General features: G+C 64.7%; 14 protein-coding genes. 4 read left to right on the forward strand and 10 right to left on the reverse strand.

Annotated features, from left to right (window positions below):
* Positions 1-23: 23 nt before the first annotated feature.
* From pstA to pstS (ACE3P9_RS07980), 4 genes are all read right to left on the reverse strand, one after another.
* Positions 24-890, reverse strand: a complete 867-nt coding sequence (gene pstA / locus ACE3P9_RS07965; RefSeq protein WP_374493118.1) for a phosphate ABC transporter permease PstA — start codon at positions 888-890, stop codon at positions 24-26.
* Positions 887-1,891 (reverse strand): phosphate ABC transporter permease subunit PstC, encoded by a 1,005-nt coding sequence (gene pstC, locus ACE3P9_RS07970; protein ID WP_374493120.1) that lies wholly within the window; start codon positions 1,889-1,891, stop codon positions 887-889. The genes pstA and pstC overlap by 4 nt, the downstream gene beginning before the upstream one ends.
* A gap of 111 nt (positions 1,892-2,002) precedes the next feature.
* A complete protein-coding gene (gene pstS / locus ACE3P9_RS07975) occupies positions 2,003-3,067 on the reverse strand; it encodes a phosphate ABC transporter substrate-binding protein PstS (RefSeq protein WP_374493194.1) in 1,065 nt (354 codons plus the stop codon).
* Between the two features lie 352 nt (positions 3,068-3,419).
* On the reverse strand, positions 3,420-4,463 hold the full coding sequence (pstS, locus tag ACE3P9_RS07980; RefSeq protein WP_374493122.1) for a phosphate ABC transporter substrate-binding protein PstS: 1,044 nt from the start codon (positions 4,461-4,463) through the stop codon (positions 3,420-3,422).
* A 376-nt stretch (positions 4,464-4,839) separates the two neighbouring features.
* Here pstS (ACE3P9_RS07980) and ACE3P9_RS07985 point away from each other — a divergent pair, with 376 nt between their 5' ends.
* On the forward strand, positions 4,840-6,339 hold the full coding sequence (locus ACE3P9_RS07985; protein WP_374493124.1) for an exopolyphosphatase: 1,500 nt from the start codon (positions 4,840-4,842) through the stop codon (positions 6,337-6,339).
* 106 nt (positions 6,340-6,445) lie between these two features.
* On the opposite strand, the gene ACE3P9_RS07990 is transcribed toward ACE3P9_RS07985, so the two are convergent.
* From ACE3P9_RS07990 to erpA, 6 genes are all read right to left on the reverse strand, one after another.
* Positions 6,446-6,907, reverse strand: coding sequence for a histidine phosphatase family protein (locus ACE3P9_RS07990; protein ID WP_374493126.1), 462 nt, complete (start codon positions 6,905-6,907; stop codon positions 6,446-6,448).
* A gap of 124 nt (positions 6,908-7,031) precedes the next feature.
* The gene (gene ppk1, locus ACE3P9_RS07995) at positions 7,032-9,131 is read right to left on the reverse strand and encodes a polyphosphate kinase 1 (protein WP_374493128.1); all 2,100 of its coding nucleotides are present in this window, start codon (positions 9,129-9,131) and stop codon (positions 7,032-7,034) included.
* Positions 9,132-9,373: 242 nt separating this feature from the next.
* Positions 9,374-10,285 carry a GNAT family N-acetyltransferase gene (locus ACE3P9_RS08000; RefSeq protein ID WP_374493129.1) on the reverse strand — a complete coding sequence of 304 codons (912 nt, stop codon included), beginning with the start codon at positions 10,283-10,285 and terminating at the stop codon, positions 9,374-9,376.
* Between the two features lie 219 nt (positions 10,286-10,504).
* On the reverse strand, positions 10,505-11,449 hold the full coding sequence (locus tag ACE3P9_RS08005; protein WP_374493131.1) for a cation diffusion facilitator family transporter: 945 nt from the start codon (positions 11,447-11,449) through the stop codon (positions 10,505-10,507).
* Between the two features lie 139 nt (positions 11,450-11,588).
* Entirely contained in the window at positions 11,589-13,028 is a 1,440-nt protein-coding gene (mdtD, locus tag ACE3P9_RS08010; protein ID WP_374493133.1) for a multidrug transporter subunit MdtD, read from the reverse strand.
* A 294-nt stretch (positions 13,029-13,322) separates the two neighbouring features.
* Complete coding sequence (gene erpA, locus ACE3P9_RS08015) at positions 13,323-13,718, reverse strand: iron-sulfur cluster insertion protein ErpA (protein ID WP_374493134.1); 396 nt, start codon at positions 13,716-13,718, stop codon at positions 13,323-13,325.
* A 435-nt stretch (positions 13,719-14,153) separates the two neighbouring features.
* Between erpA and ACE3P9_RS08020 the strand changes: the two genes are divergently transcribed.
* The 3 genes from ACE3P9_RS08020 (at position 14,154) to ACE3P9_RS08030 (ending at position 17,113) form a co-directional block, all read left to right on the forward strand.
* The gene (locus tag ACE3P9_RS08020) at positions 14,154-15,470 is read left to right on the forward strand and encodes an ammonium transporter (RefSeq protein ID WP_374493136.1); all 1,317 of its coding nucleotides are present in this window, start codon (positions 14,154-14,156) and stop codon (positions 15,468-15,470) included.
* Between the two features lie 3 nt (positions 15,471-15,473).
* Positions 15,474-15,782: a hypothetical protein gene (locus ACE3P9_RS08025; protein WP_374493138.1), complete on the forward strand. Its 309-nt coding sequence runs from the start codon at positions 15,474-15,476 to the stop codon at positions 15,780-15,782.
* Between the two features lie 134 nt (positions 15,783-15,916).
* The gene (locus tag ACE3P9_RS08030) at positions 15,917-17,113 is read left to right on the forward strand and encodes an aspartate aminotransferase family protein (protein WP_374493140.1); all 1,197 of its coding nucleotides are present in this window, start codon (positions 15,917-15,919) and stop codon (positions 17,111-17,113) included.
* Positions 17,114-17,157 lie beyond the last annotated feature (44 nt).

The raw sequence follows: 17,157 nt of genomic DNA on the forward strand, positions 1-17,157 counted from the left end.
TCCTCGGAATGGATGATGGGAGGTCAGGCGGACTTGCGGGTCAGCAGGCGCGCGAGGATGTTGAGGCCCAGCACGGCCATGGTGATGACGAACACGCCCACCCATGCCAGCTGCTGCCAGTTCTGATAGGGGCTCATCGCGAACTTGTAGATCATGGTCGGCAGGCTTGCCATGGGTTGGTTCATGTCGCTCGTCCAGAACTGGTTGTTGAGCGCAGTGAACAGCAGGGGAGCCGTCTCGCCGGCGATGCGCGCCACGGCCAGCAGCACACCGGTCACGACGCCAGCCCGTGCGGCCTTGAGCGTGATGGAGGAAATCACCTTCCACTTGGGTGTGCCGAGCGCATAGGCGGCCTCCCGGAGGCTGCTGGGAACGAGATTGAGCATGTTCTCGGTCGTGCGGATGACCACCGGGATCACCAGCAGGGCCAGAGCCACGGAGCCTGCCCAGCCGGAGAAGGTCTTGAAGGGCACCACCAGAATGGCCGACACGAACATGCCGATCACGATGGAGGGAGCAGACAGCAGGATGTCGTTGACGAACCGGGTGAGGTTGGCAAGCCAGCCGGTGCGGTTGTATTCGGACAGGTAGATGCCTGCCATGACGCCGATGGGCGTACCCACCAGTGCAGCCACCAGCACCATCAGGAACGACCCCCAGATCGCGTTGGCGATGCCACCCGCATCATCGGGAGCCGGAGTCATCTGCGTGAACACGCTCAGGCTCAGTCCGCCGATGCCCAGACGCAGGGTGTCCAGCAGGATCCAGAACAGCCAGAACACGCCAAATGCCATGGCCAGAACCGACAGCACGAGCGCCACGCGGTTGACCAGCTTGCGCCGCTCGAAGCGGGCGACGCGGAAATCGAGATGCGGAAGAACGGCACTCATGACTTGCTTCCTTCGTTGCGCTGCAGACGGTTGAGCAGCAGTTTGGACAGACTCAGCACCACGAAGGTGATGAAGAAGAGCACCAGCCCCAGATAGATCAGGGAAGCACGGTGCAGGCCATCCCCTGCCTCGGCAAACTCGTTGGCCAGGGTGGCAGTGATGCTGCTTGCGGGCTCGAACAGACTCAGGCTCGCGAGCTGGTTCATGTTGCCGATGACGAAGGTCACCGCCATGGTCTCGCCCAGCGCACGCCCCAGACCCAGCATGATTCCGCCGATCACGCCGGCCTTGGTGTAGGGCAGCACCACCTTGTAGACGACTTCCCAGGTAGTGGCTCCGAGACCATAGGCAGACTCCTTGAGCAGGCCCGGAGTCACCTCGAAGACATCCCGCATCACCGACGCGATGAAGGGAATGATCATGATGGCCAGAATGATGCCTGCCGACAGGATGCCGATGCCCACCGGGGGACCTTCAAGCAGCGTAGAGAGCACGGGCACATTGCCGAACACCTTCTGGAGCGGCTGCTGTACCCAGGTGGCCAGAATGGGCCCGAACACCAGGAGCCCCCACATGCCGTACACGATGGAGGGAATGGCCGCCAGCAGCTCAATGGCAGTCCCGAGCGGACGCTTGAGCCATGCCGGCGACAGCTCGGTCAGGAACAGGGCGATGCCGAAGCTCACCGGCACGGCAATCACCAAGGCGATGAACGAAGTGGCCAGCGTGCCATAGATCATGACCCAGCCGCCGAAGTCCTCGGATACGGGATCCCAGGCGCTGGTCACGAGGAACTTGAGGCCGAATTTCTGAATGGCAGGCCATGCTCCCCATACGAGGGACAGCAGAATGCCCAGAAGCAGGCCCAGGGTGATGTACACAGCCAGCCGGGCCCCGCCCGCAAAGAGCATGTCCGCCAGCGCTCCCCGGTGCCGGGTGTCGGGCGGAGGGTTGTTCGCCGGCCGGGAGACGGCAGGCTGATCGGTGCGTGTAGGGGTCATGGCAGGAAGGGAAGGAGCTACGGTAGACATGGCAAAGCATCCGGGAAAAAGTTCTGCAGGGCAAGAGGCCTGCCGCATGCGCGACCCCCCTTCCCTGCAGTCAAACACCGCTTACTTGTAGGCGATGGGCTTGCCGGAGCCGTCCTTGATGTTGGCCCAGGATTGCTGGATCACGGTCTTGACCTCGGCGGGCATGGGCACGTAGTCCAGATCGCCAGCCATCTTGTCGCCACCGGTGTAGACCCAGTCGAAGAACTTCAGCACGGCAGCTGCCTTTTCAGGCTTGTCCTGCTTGGACTGCATCATGATGAAGGTGGCTGCGGTGATGGGCCAGGCTTCCTTGGCAGGCTGGTTGGTCAGGATCTGGTAGAAGCTCTTGCTCCAGTCGGCAGCGGCAGCGGCGGCCTTGAAGCTGGCTTCCTCAGGAGCAACCACGGCGCCTGCGGCGTTTTTCATCTTGACGAAGGCCATCTTGTTTTGCTTGACGTAGGCGTACTCAACATAGCCGATCGAGTTGGGCAGGCGGCCAACGAATGCGGCCACCCCTTCATTGCCCTTGCCGCCGGTGCCGACCGGCCAGTTCACGGCCTTGCCTTCACCGACCTTGGTCTTCCAGTCGGGGCTGACCTTGCTGAGGTAGTTGGTGAAGTTGAAGCTGGTGCCGGAGCCATCGGCGCGACGCACGGGCGCAATGGTGGCATCAGGCAGGGTCAGACCGGGGTTGAGGGCCTTGATGGCCGGATCGCTCCACTTGGTGATCTTGCCCAGATAGATGTTGGCCAGCGTGGGGCCGTCGAGAACCATGGCACCGGCAGCCACGCCCTGGATGTTGACCACGGGCACCACACCGCCCACCACGGTGGGGAACTGCACCAGGCCCTTGGCCTTGAGATCGTCGTCCTTGAGCGGCTCGTCGGAAGCACCGAAGTCGACCGTCTTGGCCTCGATCTGCTTCATGCCGGCGCCGGAGCCCACGGACTGGTAGTTGACCTTGACGCCAGCCGTCTTGGCGTATTCGGAAGCCCACTTCGCATACAGCGGAGCGGGGAAGGAAGCGCCGGCACCGGTCAGTGCGCCATCGCTGGCGGCAGCCGTAGTGGCGGCAGGGCCGGAGGCACCGTTGGCGCCAGCGGTCTTCTGTTCACCTTGCTTGCTGCAGGCGGACAGGCCGGCCATCAGGATGACGGCCATGCTGGCCAGGGCGATTCTGCGTTGCTTTTCCATTGTGAGCCTTTCGAGCTGGAATGAGGGAGAGGGAGGGATCGTGGTTCGGAGCCTGCCCCAGGACAGGGACTCGTGACACGGAATGGGCAGACTGTAAGAAATGTTTGTGTCAACCATGTGACACATTCATGAGATCTGCAAGACGCTCGCACTTTTATGGTGCATACATGCGCTGCGTGCGAGGGAAAGGCCTGCTCCGCCGGGGCTGTGTCCCCAGAAAAAACGGCCCCACCACAGAGGCAGGGCCGCAAGCATGAAGCGCGCTGCATGGACCGCGCTCCACCATGCCTGTCACGGCATTCGATCAGTGCATGGCGATGGGCTTGCCGGATGCATCCTTGATCTGGCTCCAGGAGTGGGCGATGACCGCCTTCACGTCCTTGGGCATGGGCACATAGTCCAGATGCAGCGCGGCCGCATCTCCCTGGGTATAGGCCCAGTTGAAGAACTTGAGCGCAGCAGCAGCCTTCTGCGGCTTGTCCTGGCGCGTGTGCATCATGATGTAGGTCGCTGCCGTGATGGGCCAGGCATTGCGGGCATGCTGGTTGGTCAGGATCTGGTAGAACGACTTCTTCCAGTTGGCAGCACCTGCGGCAGCACGGAAGGTGATGTCATTGGGCGCCACGACCACGCCGGCGGCGTTCTTCATGCGCACATAGGTGAGATGGTTCTGCTTCACATAGGCGTATTCGACATAGCCGATGGAATTGGGCAGACGGCCCACAAAGGCGGCCACGCCCTCATTGCCCTTGCCACCCACGCCCACCGGCCAGTTCACGGCCTTGCCTTCGCCGACCTTGGCCTTCCAGTCATGGTTGACCTTGCTGAGGTAGTTGGTGAAGTTGAAGCTGGTACCGGATGCGTCGGCACGGCGCACGGGAGAGATGGCGGCCTCGGGCAGATGCAGCGAGGGATTGAGTGCCTTGATGGCCGGATCATTCCACTTGGTGATCTTGCCCAGGTAGATGTCGCCCAGGGTCTTGCCGTCGAGCACCATGGCGCCCGGGGCGATGCCGCGGATGTTCACCACCGGCACCACGCCCCCCACCACGGTGGGGAACTGCACCAGGCCCTTGGCACGCAGGGCGGCGTCCTGAAGGGGTTCGTCAGAAGCGCCGAAGTCGACCGTCTTGGCCTCGATCTGCTTCATGCCGGCACCGGAGCCCACGGACTGGTAGTTGACCTTGGAGCCGGTGGCACGGGCGTAATCCGAAGCCCACTTGGCATACAGCGGAGCGGGAAACGAGGCGCCGGCGCCGGTGATGTCTTCGGCCTGTGCGGCCGATGCGGCGCCGAGGCCCAGAGTGATGGCCAGACCCAGAAGCGTGAAACGGTGGTTGGATTGCATGCTGGTGATTCCTCCTGTGGATGCAAGCGTCATGAATGGACATGTCGGCCGCCGGAAAACGGCACCGGCCGTGTGCTGACACGGGCGGGACTGTAAAAGAGGCCTGTGTCATCCTCGTGACACCCGAGAGCCTTCAGGCGACGGCTGTCCACCACAACATCCCCAGAGAGTGCAGGGGTAAAGGGGCTATCATCCAAAGAGGGCATGTGCCCTCTGTGCTTCCCTTCTTTTCCCAGTGTCAGGACATGGGTTCCCCACCAGGGTGGAAAGTTGCGCGAGGCATTGCCCCCAGACCCGCCTCTGTGGTCGGCCTCTGCTCCCCGCAAGGGCATGGCCTGCTGCAGCGGTGGCTCCTGCCCCTGATTCCTGGAACATCATGCGAAATGGCACCCGACTGGCCGCACTTGATCTCGGCTCCAACAGTTTCCGTCTCGAAATCGGCAAATACGACCGAGGCCAGATCCACCGGGTCGAATACCTGAAGGAAGCCGTGCGCCAGGGCGCCGGACTTGATGAGAACAACAACCTCTCGCTGGAGGCCATGCAGCGCGGCTGGGACTGCCTCGCACGCTTCAGCGAGCGACTCGCCGGCATCCGCACGAGCCAGATCCGTGCCGTGGCCACCCAGACGCTGCGGGAAGCTGCCAACCGGGATGTATTCCTGTCCAAGGCACACCAGATCCTCGGGTTTCCCATCGACGTGGTATCGGGACGCGAGGAGGCCCGCCTGATCTATCAGGGGGTGTCGAACCTGCTCCCACGTTCGACCGACCGCCGGCTGGTGGTGGACATCGGCGGGCGTTCGACCGAAATGATCCTGGGCCGGAACCTGGAAGCCCAGCAGCTCGAATCATTCCAGGTCGGCAGCGTGACGTGGTCGATCCGCTACTTTCCAGACGGGAAGTACACCGAGGGAGCTTTCCGCAAGGCGGTCATTGCCGCACGCGCGATGCTCGACGAGGCGGCAATGACCTTTCGTGCCGGCAAATGGGACGTGGCCTACGGCTCGTCAGGCACCATTGGAGCCGTGACGGACATCCTGGCTGCCGGAGGCTTTCCGCCCGGCATGGTCACCATGGAAGGCCTGCTGTGGCTGCGGCAGCGGCTGATCAAGGCACGCGACCTGACCAGCTTCACCATCGCCGGCCTCAAGGACGAGCGCAAGCCCGTGCTGGCAGGAGGCCTGTGCGTGCTCATGGCCGTGTTCGAGGTGCTGCAGATCCGTGAGATGGCTGCGGCGCAGGGTGCCCTGCGCCAGGGGGTGCTCTATGACCTGATCGACCGTGAACAGTCCACCACCGATCTCCGCGCCGAATCGGTGGCCCTGCTCATGGAAAAGTTCTGTGTGGATCACAAGCAGGCCACGCGCGTCGAGCGCACAGCCATGAGCCTCTACCGCCAGATGCCCCATCTCGACGACTCGGTGCTGGCCGAACGGCGCGAACGCAAGCTGCGCTGGGCGGCACGCCTGCATGAAATCGGCGCCCACATCTCGCACAGCAACTACCACCGCCATGGCGCCTACATCCTCGACCACGCCGAGGCTCCCGGCTTTGCCCTGCCCGAGCTGCACTACCTGAGCCTGCTGGTGCTGGGCCACCGGGGCAAGCTGCACAAGCTCGACACCGACTTCAGCGACGCCGTGTTCGTCTCGCTGCTGCTGAGCCTGCGGCTCGCCGTCATCTTCTGCCATGCCCGGCGCACGCCGGTACTCGACGACATGCGTCTCGCACGGCGTGTGGCACCGTCCCTGGGCTTCACCCTGAGCGTCTCCAGGGACTGGGCCGCCAGCTACCCGCAGTCCATGTACCTGCTGCGGCAGGAAACCGACGCCTGGGACCGGATCGGCCTGAGCTTCAAGGTGGTGGTGAAATAAACACGGCAGGGCCGTGCCGGCCCTTCTGCCTCAGAAAGAACGCCCGGATCAGGGTCAGGCAGGCGTCTGCTGCGCCCGCCCGGGGTGCGGCATCCCCGGGGATGCATCACAGCAGGCGCGGACTCTGCACCGCACGCAGAATGATCTGCGACTCTCCCTCTCGCTCGCGCGACTGCAGCCACCATACGGATCCCTTCTTGATCGCGCAGGGCATCTGCATGCCCAGCAGACGCTGGGCGGCAAGGCCGAGGGTGGGCTGGTGCCCGACCACCAGGGCAGCAGTTCCGGCATCCGGCCATCCGACCACACGCAAGAGATCATCGACCTGGCCGTTGGGCGCCAGTTCCTGGCAGATGGTGTAGCCGTTCTTGGTCAGGCGCAGTGCAGTCTGGCGCGTGCGCAGTGCCGGGCTTACCAGCACGCGCGTATCGGCGGGCAGATGCCGCCGCAACCAGACCGCCATTTCCTTGGCCTGTTCCTCGCCTTCGCGCGTGAGGGGACGCTTGAGGTCGTCGATATGGTCATCGGCATCCACCGCCTGGGCGTGCCGCCAGAGAATCAGATCCATGCCAGGGCTCCTTGTCACATGAGGCCGGCCAGTGTCCTGGCGAGGACGCCGGTCCGGGGCCAGTCCGAAAAAACGTCCCGCCCCTGCCGCGAAGGCCCGCCTGTCCCAGGAAAGCCAGGACCGGTCAACGCGCCTTGCGCGCCACCACCTTGCGCCCGGTCTTGCCGGAAGGCTTGCTGCCATTGCCGCGATACCGGTCCATCAGCGCACGCTGCACGTTGCGCGGTGCATCGAGCGGTGCCGAAGGCGGCGCATAGCTGCCATCGGGGCGCATCTGCCAGGACAGGGCCTCGTCGTAGAGGTAGGCGAGCAGACACTCGTCGATGATACGAGCCTTGAGTTGCGGCTCCGTGACAGGCCAGGCCAGCTCGATGCGGCGCAGCATGTTGCGGTTCATCCAGTCGGCGCTCGACAGGTAGAGATGCTCGGCCTCGTCGATGCCGAAGTAGAACACGCGCGAATGCTCCAGAAAGCGGCCGATGATGGAGCGCACGCGAATATGGTCGCTCACGCCTTCGAGCTGCGCCGGCAGCATGCAGGCGCCCCGCACGATGAGGTCGATCTGCGCGCCCTTGCGCCCCGCATCGAGCAGCGCCTGGATCAGCACCTCGTCGGTGAGCGCGTTCATCTTGGCCACGATACGGCCACGCTTGCCGGCTGCGGCTGCCCTGCCCGCCTGTGCAATGCGCTGCACCATGTGCTGCTGCAGCCGGTAGGGCGCCATGACCATGCGCGACAGCGCAGGAATCTCGCTCTGGCTTGCCAGATGGACGAACACCTTCTGCATGTCGCCGGTGAGCGCATCGTCGGCCGTGAAATAGCTCAGGTCGGTATAGAGCCGGGCCGTGCGCGGGTTGTAGTTGCCGGTGGAAAGGTGCCCATAGCGCTTGAGCTTGCGCCCTTCTCGACGGGTGATGAGCAGCATCTTGGCATGGGTCTTCATGCCCACGACACCGTACACCACCTGCGCCCCGACGGATTCGAGCTTTTCCGCCCAGTTGATGTTGGCTTCTTCGTCGAAGCGTGCCTTGAGCTCGACCAGTGCCGTGACCTCCTTGCCCCGACGGACTGCATCGCGCAGCAGCGTCATGAGCTCGGAATCGGAGCCCGTACGGTAGATGGTCTGCTTGATGGCCAGCACGTTGGGGTCGTTGACAGCCTCGCGCAGCAGGTCAAGGACCGCATCGAAACTCTCGAAGGGCTGATGCACCAGCACATCGCCTTCACGGATGCGGTCGAACATCGACTCGCTCCCGCGCAGGGCCTTGGGATAGCTCGGCACATAGGGCGGAAAGAGAAACTGCGGCTTGTTGACCAGATCGATGAGCATGCCCATGCGCACCAGATTCACGGGGCCATGCACCCGATAGAGCGACTCGGCCGGAAGATTGAACTGGTGACACAGAAGCTGTGCAAGCTCGGGCGGACAGTTGGACGACACCTCCGCCCGCACAGCCTTGCCGAAGTGCCGCTGCTGCAGCCCCTCGCGCAGCGCCATGCGCAGGTTGTTCATGTCGTCCTCGTCCACGGCGAGGTCGGAATGCCGCGTGATGCGGAATTGCGAGAGCTGCTCGACCACCCGGTTGGGAAACAATGAATCGAGGTGCGCACGGATGATGCTGGGCAGCGACACCAGCAGGTCCTGTCCGCCGCACAGCTGCGGCGGCATGTGAATGAGCCGGGGGATGGTGCGCGGCACCTTGAGAATGGCAATGCTGTTGGAGCGCCCGAGCGCGTCCTGGCCGCCGAGCTTGACGATGAAATTGAGCGACTTGTTGGCCACCTGAGGAAAGGGGTGGGCCGGATCGAGGCTGACCGGCAGCAGGAGCGGCTTGACCTGCGACTCGAAGAACTGCTTCACCCAGGTGCGCTGCTCGGGTGTGCGACGCGCATGGGAGACGATGGAGATGCCGTGCGCCTCCAGCGCGGGCGAGAGCTGGTCACGCAGGATGTCGTACTGTCGCGCCACCAGATCATGGGCCTTGGCCGATACCTGACGATACTGCTGCTCGGTGAAGTCGCCCTCGATGATGTGGTTCTGTGCAGCGTCGAGCAGCTCGGCCATGCGCACCTCGAAGAACTCGTCGAGATTGGACGACACGATGGTCAGGAAGCGGATGCGCTCCAGGAGCGGAACCTCGTCCCGCGCCGCCCAGTCCAGCACGCGGGCATTGAATTCAAGAATACTTTCGTCGCGGTCGAGCAGGACGAGGGAGGAGGACATAGACGGAATGCAGATCCGGCCATGCACCGGAAACCTCCGGCGATGGCCATGAAGACGAAAAGAAGCGGTACGGAGCAGAGCACACTGCCCTGCCGACCCAGTGAAAAGAAAGCAGCTGGAAGCAGATGTGTGCACCTTCTGCGTGCATGGGCCGACTATACCGCAGCCCTGTTCGCACGGGGCGCGGATCATCGCGCACGGGAGCCTGGTCCGCCCCTGCACCGGCAGGGGGGGTTGGCAATTCAGCCCTGCGGCAGATCGAACAGGCGACGATAGCGCGGCGGGAGCTCGTGCACCCGCATCAGCAGGGGCAGATCGGCCGTGTTGAAGTCGGGATCCCAGGCCGGAGCCCCCAGTACCTTGGCTCCCATGCGCAGATACCCCTTGACCAGTGCCGGAGGCTCCACGGCGACTTCACACCGCAGCTCGTCGACGGGCAGAGGCAGGCGGGGCGTCACGCGGTATTCGATGGGCGCCAGATGGGTGGTGCGGACCTGTTCCCAGATGCTCGCAGCCGCATGCCCGCCCGGCAGGCCCTGGTGCTGCATGGGGATGCTGGCGCAGCCCACCATGGTGTCTAGGCGGTTGCGTGCCATGAACTCGGCCAGCGCCCCCCACAGGGCGAGAATCACGCCACCGTGGCGGTGGTCGGCGTGCACGCAGCTGCGCCCCAGCTCCACCATGTTGGCGCGCAGATGCCGCAGACGCACCAGATCGAATTCGGTATCGCTGTAGATGCCGCCGATGCGGCGCGCCTGAGCCGGCGTCAGCACGCGGTAGGTGCCCACCACCATGCCGGTTTCCTGATCGCGCACGAGCAGGTGCTCGCAGTAATCGTCGAAGATGTCGACATCGTGCCCGGGCAGCTCGCAGGGAAGCCGGGCACCCATTTCCACCGCAAATACCTCGTGCCGCAGCCGCTGAGCCTCGCGCACCTCGTCCAGATGGCGTGCCCAGTGGGCCTCCAGGCCCGCCTTGCCGGCGCGGCGCGCAGGGGTTTCCACGGTGGAGATGGGGGTCGGCGCCGTGCTGCAGACGGGCACATCCGAGAGCACATGCACAGCCGCAGAGGCCCGCAGCGGTTTGCGCAGCAGCGCGGGCAGGCCCCGCTGTGCGGGAGAGAGATCGAAGGTCGGGGTCGGAAGCTCTTTCATGGATGGCGTACTCTTGGTCATGCGGTCATGCAACTTGAAGTTCAACGCGCCCAGTGTCGGGGCCGCACATGACGGTTTGACTGCGAGCGCATGAAAGTTGCATGACAGCCCCTGCTCTTTCCGCTTTCCCTCGGCGGCCCTCCCCTCCTTGCGCCGAATCTCCCTGCCGCAGGCCCTATCCGCTGTCGCTCCCGTGTCGACCAGAGCTGCTGCTCCGATTCACTCCGGCACGGCAGTGCGCGGCATGACCGCATCGACTCCCGGCAAAGGCTGCACGGGCTCCACATCGACCGGCATCATCTCGATGGTGGCATGCAGCCCCTGCACGGCATCCACCAGCTGCTGCTCGACGGCATTGCGCAGCGCCGCCGCCTGCCCGAGGCTGAGTCCGGCAGGCAGGTGCATGTGCATCGACACGAAACAGCGCTGGCCGGCCTGGCGCGTGACCACGTGGTCGAACCGCAGCGGCACGCCCTGGCACGCATCCTGCCGGGCACAGCGGTCGAGCACCTGCTGGATGCGCTGGGCCGTTTCCCCGTCGACGGCGCTGTCCATGAGGCCGTTGCTCGAATTGCGGATCAGGTGCCAGCCCTCGCGCAGGATGTTGAGCGCCACCCCCATGGCCACCAGCGGGTCGAGCCAGAGCCAGCCGGTGACTTCCACCATCAGCACCCCGGCGATCACGCCGATGGAGGTGTACACGTCGGTGCGCAGATGCCGGCCGTCGGCTTCGAGCGCAATCGACTGGTGCACCCGCGACGCCTTGATCAGCACCCACGCCCCCACTCCATTGAGCACAGTGCTGGCCACCGAAAAGGCCATGCCCCAGTCCAGCCGCTCCAGCTCCGCAGGGTGCAGCAGGCGGTCGACCGACGTCCACAGAATGCCGAGCGCAGCCCCGAAAATCAGCATGCCCTCGAAGCCGGAAGAGAAATATTCCGCCTTGTTGTGTCCGTGCGGATGCCCGGCATCCGCCGGCTGCTCGGCCAGCGACACCATCATCAGCGCAAAGAGGGCTCCCGCCAGATTGACGAAAGACTCCATGGCATCCGACAGCAGCCCCACCGAGCCGGTCACATACCAGGCCAGCGTCTTGAGCACAATGGTGGTCACCGCCGCAGCGGCCGACAGCTTCAGGAGGGTACGGGGACTTGGGAAATGCATGGCGACAACGGACCCAAGGTGCATGAATCGAGGACAGGTCTCCGCCCCACGGACAGGGACCGATCCGGCGGCGTCCCGCCAGTGTACGCGCCCCAACCCTGCAGCCGCAGCACATCCCCCGGCGGAAAGTCGGGCGCGATCAGTCCGGACCGATGTCGTGCACCATGCGCCGCACCCAGGCGGACTGCGGCGACAGCTGCCAGAAAATCCAGGCCGAGGCCAACGTCATGCCCCCCATGCAGATGAAGGTGGCATGGAACACCGTCAGCATCCGGTCGGCATGCCCTTCCGCTCCGAGCCAGTTGGTGAACCCGGCCAGCACCGTGCTGGCCAGCGCCACCCCGAGGCTGATGGCCAGCATCTGCACCATCGACAGCAGACTGTTGCCACTGCTGGCCTGCGCGGAGTCGAGGTCACGCAGCGTCAGCGTGTTCATGGCCGTGAACTGAAGCGAGTTGCAGGCCCCGAAGCAGGCGAAATGCACCAGCAGCAGCCACATGGGTTCGCCACGCCCCACCAGCGCAAAGCTGGCAATCAGCCCCCCCACCAGCATGGTGTTGATGACCAGCACCCTGCGGTAGCCATAGCGGGTAATCGACCAGGTGGCAAAGCGCTTGACGGCCATGCCGGCTGCGGCGATCGGCAGCATCATCATGCCGGCCTGTGCAGGCGTGAACCCCAGGCTGAGCTGCAGCATCAGCGGAATCAGGAAAGGCACTGCGCTGCTGCCCAGCCGCGAGAACAGATTGCCCGTGAGCCCGATGGACAGCGCAGGCACCCGGAACAGCATGGGCGAAAACAGCGGATGCTCCTGCCCCGACGCCCGCAGCCAGTAAGCCACCATGCAGGCCAGCCCCGTGATCAGCCCCACCAGCGCAATGGCCGAAGGCATGCCGAACTCGGACATGCCGTCCACCGACAGGGACACCAGCACCATGCCCAGGGCCAAGAGCCCGTAGCCGGCCAGATCCAGCGGCTGGTGCGTCACGCCACGGAAGTCGGGCATCAGCTGCCGGGCTGCCACCCACCCCACCAGCCCCACCGGCACATTGACCAGAAACACCCAATGCCACGAGGCCATCTGCACGAGCCAGCCCCCGAGCGTGGGGCCCAGCAGCGGGCCGATCAGCCCCGGAATGGCAACGAAGCTCATGGCTGCCAGGAATTCGCCGCGCGGATAGGCTCGCAGCACCGCAAGACGCCCCACCGGCAGCAGCAGGGCTCCGCCCGCTCCCTGCACGATGCGGGCCATCACCAGATGCGACAGCGACGTGGACATGCCGCAGGCCAGCGACCCCGCCGCAAACACCAGAATCGCCCCCATGAACACGCGACGCGTCCCCAGATGGTCCGCCAGCCATCCCGAGAGGGGAATGAACATGGCCATGGTCAGCGAATACGCCACCAGCACCGACTGCATCCGCAGCGGACTCTCATGCAGACCATCGGCCATGGCCGGCAGGGCCGTGTTGACAATGGTGGCATCCAGCGTCTGCATGAAAAACCCAATCGCCACGAGCCAGAGCATGCGCTTGCGATGGGCCTGCTCCGCCGCTGAGGCAGGCACGCCAGCGGCCATGGCCACAGCCTCCGTCTCACCGGCAGCAGTGGCGTCAGCCGGGAACCCTGCCGGCGGGACAGACCGACTGGAAGCATCGGAGGAAGAAGACGCTGGAGACGCGGGAGACGTGGAAGACATGCAGAAAACTAGCGAGGAAAGAGCACAGGCCCCAATGGGGCTGACCATGATGCCACAGGCCTCCCGCCGACACCGGACGCCCACCCAACACCCCTGCGCCCATGAAAAACGCTCCCCGAAGGGAGCGTAACGGCAGGACCAAACAGGGCAGCGCAGGGCTGCCCAGAGTGTGTCTTACACGCTGAAGCTCGAACCGCAGCCGCAGGTGGTGGTGGCGTTCGGATTGCGAATCACGAACTGCGCTCCCTGGAGGTCTTCCTTGTAGTCGATCTCGGCGCCCACCAGATACTGGAAGCTCATGGGATCGATCAGCAGCGACACCCCGTTCTTCGTCATGATGGTGTCGTCGTCGTTGGCGATCTCGTCGAACGTGAAACCGTACTGGAAGCCAGAGCAGCCTCCACCCTGCACGAAAACGCGCAGCTTGAGTTCGGGATTGCCTTCTTCGGCGATCAGATCGGCCACCTTGGCGGCGGCGCTCTCGGTAAAGATGATGGGGTCGCTGGAAGCGGTTTCTGCAGCGGCAGAAGCGGCCTCGACAGGAGCTGCGTTGTCTACGGCAGTGGTCATGATCGGAATGCTCTCATGTGGTCAATGGGCGCAATAGTACACGTATTTTCTCGGGATTTTCCCCAACATCCCTATCGGCATTGGGGTCGCCGAACGGCTCCGCCCACCCACGGATTCCGTGCCCGCACCCCCTCCTGGCCTCCCCTCGCACAGTCCGTGCGTGCTCCCGTGCGGCTCCTGCCTGCGCACCGGTCCTCACCCTCCGGTGGCACCCGCTTCAAATGATGTAAAACTTTTGAATCTATTGAGTGGCACGGGTTTTGCTTTTTGCCCCCCGTTTGCGTCCTTTCGATCGCGGACGATCTGCCCGGCCGGTTCCACCTTCCAACCACGAGTTGTCCTGTGTGTCTGCCCCGGTGGCACCTCGCCCCCATCCCGGGCCCGAACGCATACCAGCGACATCGCATCGCATTTGTCTTTTCAGGGGGAATCTCCATGCATTCACATCTCCGTACCTGTTGCTCCTGGGCAACCGGTCTCGCGCTTCTGGTGGCCAGTCAGGCTTCCTCGGCCCATCCCCATCTCGCGCCTGTCGCCGACATCCACGCGGGAGACACGGCCTGGCTGCTGACAAGCACCGCATTGGTGCTTCTGATGACACTTCCTGGCGTAGCGCTGTTCTACGGGGGCATGGTACGCACCAAAAACGTGCTCAACACCATGGCCTGCGTGCTGGCCATCTCGGCCCTGGTGACGGTGGAATGGTGGCTGCTGGGTTACTCCCTGGCCTTCACGCCGGGCTCGGGCTGGCTCGGCGGCACCGAGCGCTTCTGGTTTGCGGGGCTCGACTTCATCCAGCACAGCGGCCAGGTGGCGGTGAGCCACATCGCCCCCCATGTGCCCGAATCGGTATACGGCATGTTCCAGCTCGCATTCGGCGTCATCACCACGGCGCTGATCGTCGGCGCCTTCGTGGAGCGCATGCGCTTTGGCCCCATGCTCGTGCTCATGGGACTGTGGTTCCTGCTGGTCTACGCGCCCGTGGCGCATTGGGTCTGGGAACCCGGTGGCTGGCTCGCCCAGCTCGGCGTGCTGGACTTCGCCGGCGGATCTGTGGTGCACATCAACGCGGGCATTTCGGGGCTGGTCATCGCCGCCATCCTGGGCCGCCGCGAAGGGTACGGCAAGGAGCCCTTCCGCCCCTTCAACCTCGGCCTCACCATGACGGGCGCCTGCCTGCTGTGGATCGGCTGGTTCGGCTTCAATGCCGGCTCTGCGCTGGCTGCGGACGGACGCGCGGGGCTGGCCATGGCCGCCACCCACACGGCAGCAGCCTGTGGCGTGCTCGGCTGGATGCTCGCCGAATGGCTGGTCAAGAAAACCCCCACCCTGCTGGGCATGAGTTCCGGCGCCATTGCCGGGCTGGTGGCCATCACCCCGGCATCGGGTTACGTGGGCATCGGCTCGGCTGCAGCCATCGGCGCCATCGGCGGAGTGGCCTGCTTCTGGGGCGCGACCTGGCTCAAGCACAAGCTGGGCGTGGATGATTCGCTCGATGTGTTTGGCGTGCATGGCATCGGCGGGCTCGCAGGCTCGCTGCTCACCGGCGTTTTCAACGATCCGGCCATCAGCGGGCAGCACACCGATCTGGCCACCCAGGCCATGGGCGCAGGCGCAGTCCTGGCCTACAGCGCCTGCGTGACGGCCCTGCTGACCTGGATCGTGCAGTTCGGCTTCGGGCTGCGCGTAAGCGCCGGGCAGGAGCACTACGGTCTCGACCTCACGACCCATCATGAACGCATAGGAGATTGAACCATGTCCGACAGCGAACGCCTCGCCACCGCCGCCCGCCTGCACGTGCTGCTGCGCCGCAAGACAGGGCGTGTGACCGACGTCGAATGGATGGCGGCCCACCCCGATTACGCCGAAGCCATGATTGTCTTCTCCCGCCAGAAGGCCCAGGAACTGGGCGATGTCGAACTGGCCGAATGGGCCGGCAAGTTCGAACAGCTCATGCCGCGTGCCCCCCAGGAGCAGCGCGCCCCGAAACGCGGGCTGTTTGACCGTCTCAAGGGCCATGCCGACGACGGCGAGGACCACCAGTACGTAGGCGGATTGCGCTGACCTCCTCCCCCGCATGCAGCAGCTCCCGGACACGGAACCCTGCATCGCGGGAGTGCATGTTCTACAATGAAAACACCCTCTTTCCGCACACGCCTCTTGCGGGCCTGTGCGGATGCTTTTTTATGGAGCCGCCCATGTCCGATCCTGTGTCTTCCCTGTCCCCCCATGTCATGAACACCTATGGCCGCCTGCCGATTGCCATGTCGCATGGCAAGGGCTGCCGCGTGTGGGACACCGAGGGGCGAGAATACCTGGACGCCCTGGGCGGCATTGCCGTCAACACCCTGGGCCATGCCCATCCCGAGCTGGTGAGCGCCCTGCAGGACCAGGTGGCCAAGCTCATCCACTGCTCGAACTACTACCACGTGCCCGGTCAGGAACAGCTTGCCTCCGCGCTGGTGCGTCTGTCGGGGCTGACCAACGCCTTCTTCTGCAATTCCGGTCTGGAAGCCAACGAGGCCGCCCTCAAGATTGCCCGCAAGTACGGGCACCAGAAAGGCATCGACCGGGCCGAAGTGGTCGTGTTCGAGAACGCCTTCCATGGTCGCAGCATCGCCACGCTGAGTGCCACCGGCAACCCCAAGGTGCATGCCGGCTTCGAGCCGCTGGTCGAAGGCTTCATCCGCGTGCCCCGCAACGACATGGAGGCCCTGCGCCGCGCCACCGAAGGCAATCCCAACGTGGTGGCCGTGCTGCTCGAACCCATTCAGGGCGAAGGCGGCATCCGCCCCATGCACGTGGAATTCCTCCAGCAGCTGCGCCGCTACTGCGACGAACAAGGCTGGCTGCTGATGCTCGACGAAATCCAGTGTGGTCTGGGCCGCACCGGCAAGTGGTTCGCATTCCAGTGGGCCGACATCCACCCCGACGTGATGAGTCTTGCCAAGGGGCTCGGCTCTGGCGTGCCCATCGGCGCCGTGGTGGCCGGGCCCAAGGCGGCCGAAGTGCTGCAGCCGGGCAACCACGGCACCACCTTCGGCGGCAACCCGCTCGCCATGCGTGCGGGAGTCGAGACGCTGCGCATCATGGAAGAGCAGCACCTGCTCGACAACGCGGCCGAGGTGGGCGAGCATCTCAAGCACGCCCTGGAGAAGGGATTCGAGGGTGTGCCCGGCGTGATCGAAGTCCGTGGCCACGGCCTGATGCTGGGCATCGAGCTGGCCAAGCCCTGCTCCGAGCTGCTGCAGCGTGGCGCCGAAAACGGCCTGCTGTTCAGCGTCACGGCCAACAGCGTCATCCGCCTGGTGCCTCCCCTGATCCTCACCAAGGCCGAGGCCGACGAGATCGTCGCCATCCTCGTCCCCCTGGTCAAGCAGTTCCTGGCCGAGTGAGGTCGGGGCGTCCGCCCTGCGCTCCTCTTTTGCCCCTGCCCACG

Origin of the sequence: Allobrachymonas sp. (genome assembly GCF_041912815.1) — a bacterium.
GTDB lineage: Bacteria > Pseudomonadota > Gammaproteobacteria > Burkholderiales > Burkholderiaceae_C > Brachymonas.

Excerpts from the sequence above, each read along its gene's own strand:
- pstA (WP_374493118.1), bottom strand. The coding sequence starts at position 890 with ATGAGTGCCGTTCTTCCGCATCTCGATTTCCGCGTCGCCCGCTTCGAG.
- pstC (WP_374493120.1), bottom strand. The coding sequence starts at position 1,891 with ATGACCCCTACACGCACCGATCAGCCTGCCGTCTCCCGGCCGGCGAAC.
- pstS (WP_374493194.1), bottom strand. The coding sequence starts at position 3,067 with ATGGCCGGCCTGTCCGCCTGCAGCAAGCAAGGTGAACAGAAGACCGCT.
- pstS (WP_374493122.1), bottom strand. The coding sequence starts at position 4,463 with ATGCAATCCAACCACCGTTTCACGCTTCTGGGTCTGGCCATCACTCTG.
- ACE3P9_RS07985 (WP_374493124.1), top strand. The coding sequence starts at position 4,840 with ATGCGAAATGGCACCCGACTGGCCGCACTTGATCTCGGCTCCAACAGT.
- ACE3P9_RS07990 (WP_374493126.1), bottom strand. The coding sequence starts at position 6,907 with ATGGATCTGATTCTCTGGCGGCACGCCCAGGCGGTGGATGCCGATGAC.
- ppk1 (WP_374493128.1), bottom strand. The coding sequence starts at position 9,131 with ATGTCCTCCTCCCTCGTCCTGCTCGACCGCGACGAAAGTATTCTTGAA.
- ACE3P9_RS08000 (WP_374493129.1), bottom strand. The coding sequence starts at position 10,285 with ATGAAAGAGCTTCCGACCCCGACCTTCGATCTCTCTCCCGCACAGCGG.
- ACE3P9_RS08005 (WP_374493131.1), bottom strand. The coding sequence starts at position 11,449 with ATGCATTTCCCAAGTCCCCGTACCCTCCTGAAGCTGTCGGCCGCTGCG.
- mdtD (WP_374493133.1), bottom strand. The coding sequence starts at position 13,028 with ATGGCCGCTGGCGTGCCTGCCTCAGCGGCGGAGCAGGCCCATCGCAAG.
- erpA (WP_374493134.1), bottom strand. The coding sequence starts at position 13,718 with ATGACCACTGCCGTAGACAACGCAGCTCCTGTCGAGGCCGCTTCTGCC.
- ACE3P9_RS08020 (WP_374493136.1), top strand. The coding sequence starts at position 14,154 with ATGCATTCACATCTCCGTACCTGTTGCTCCTGGGCAACCGGTCTCGCG.
- ACE3P9_RS08025 (WP_374493138.1), top strand. The coding sequence starts at position 15,474 with ATGTCCGACAGCGAACGCCTCGCCACCGCCGCCCGCCTGCACGTGCTG.
- ACE3P9_RS08030 (WP_374493140.1), top strand. The coding sequence starts at position 15,917 with ATGTCCGATCCTGTGTCTTCCCTGTCCCCCCATGTCATGAACACCTAT.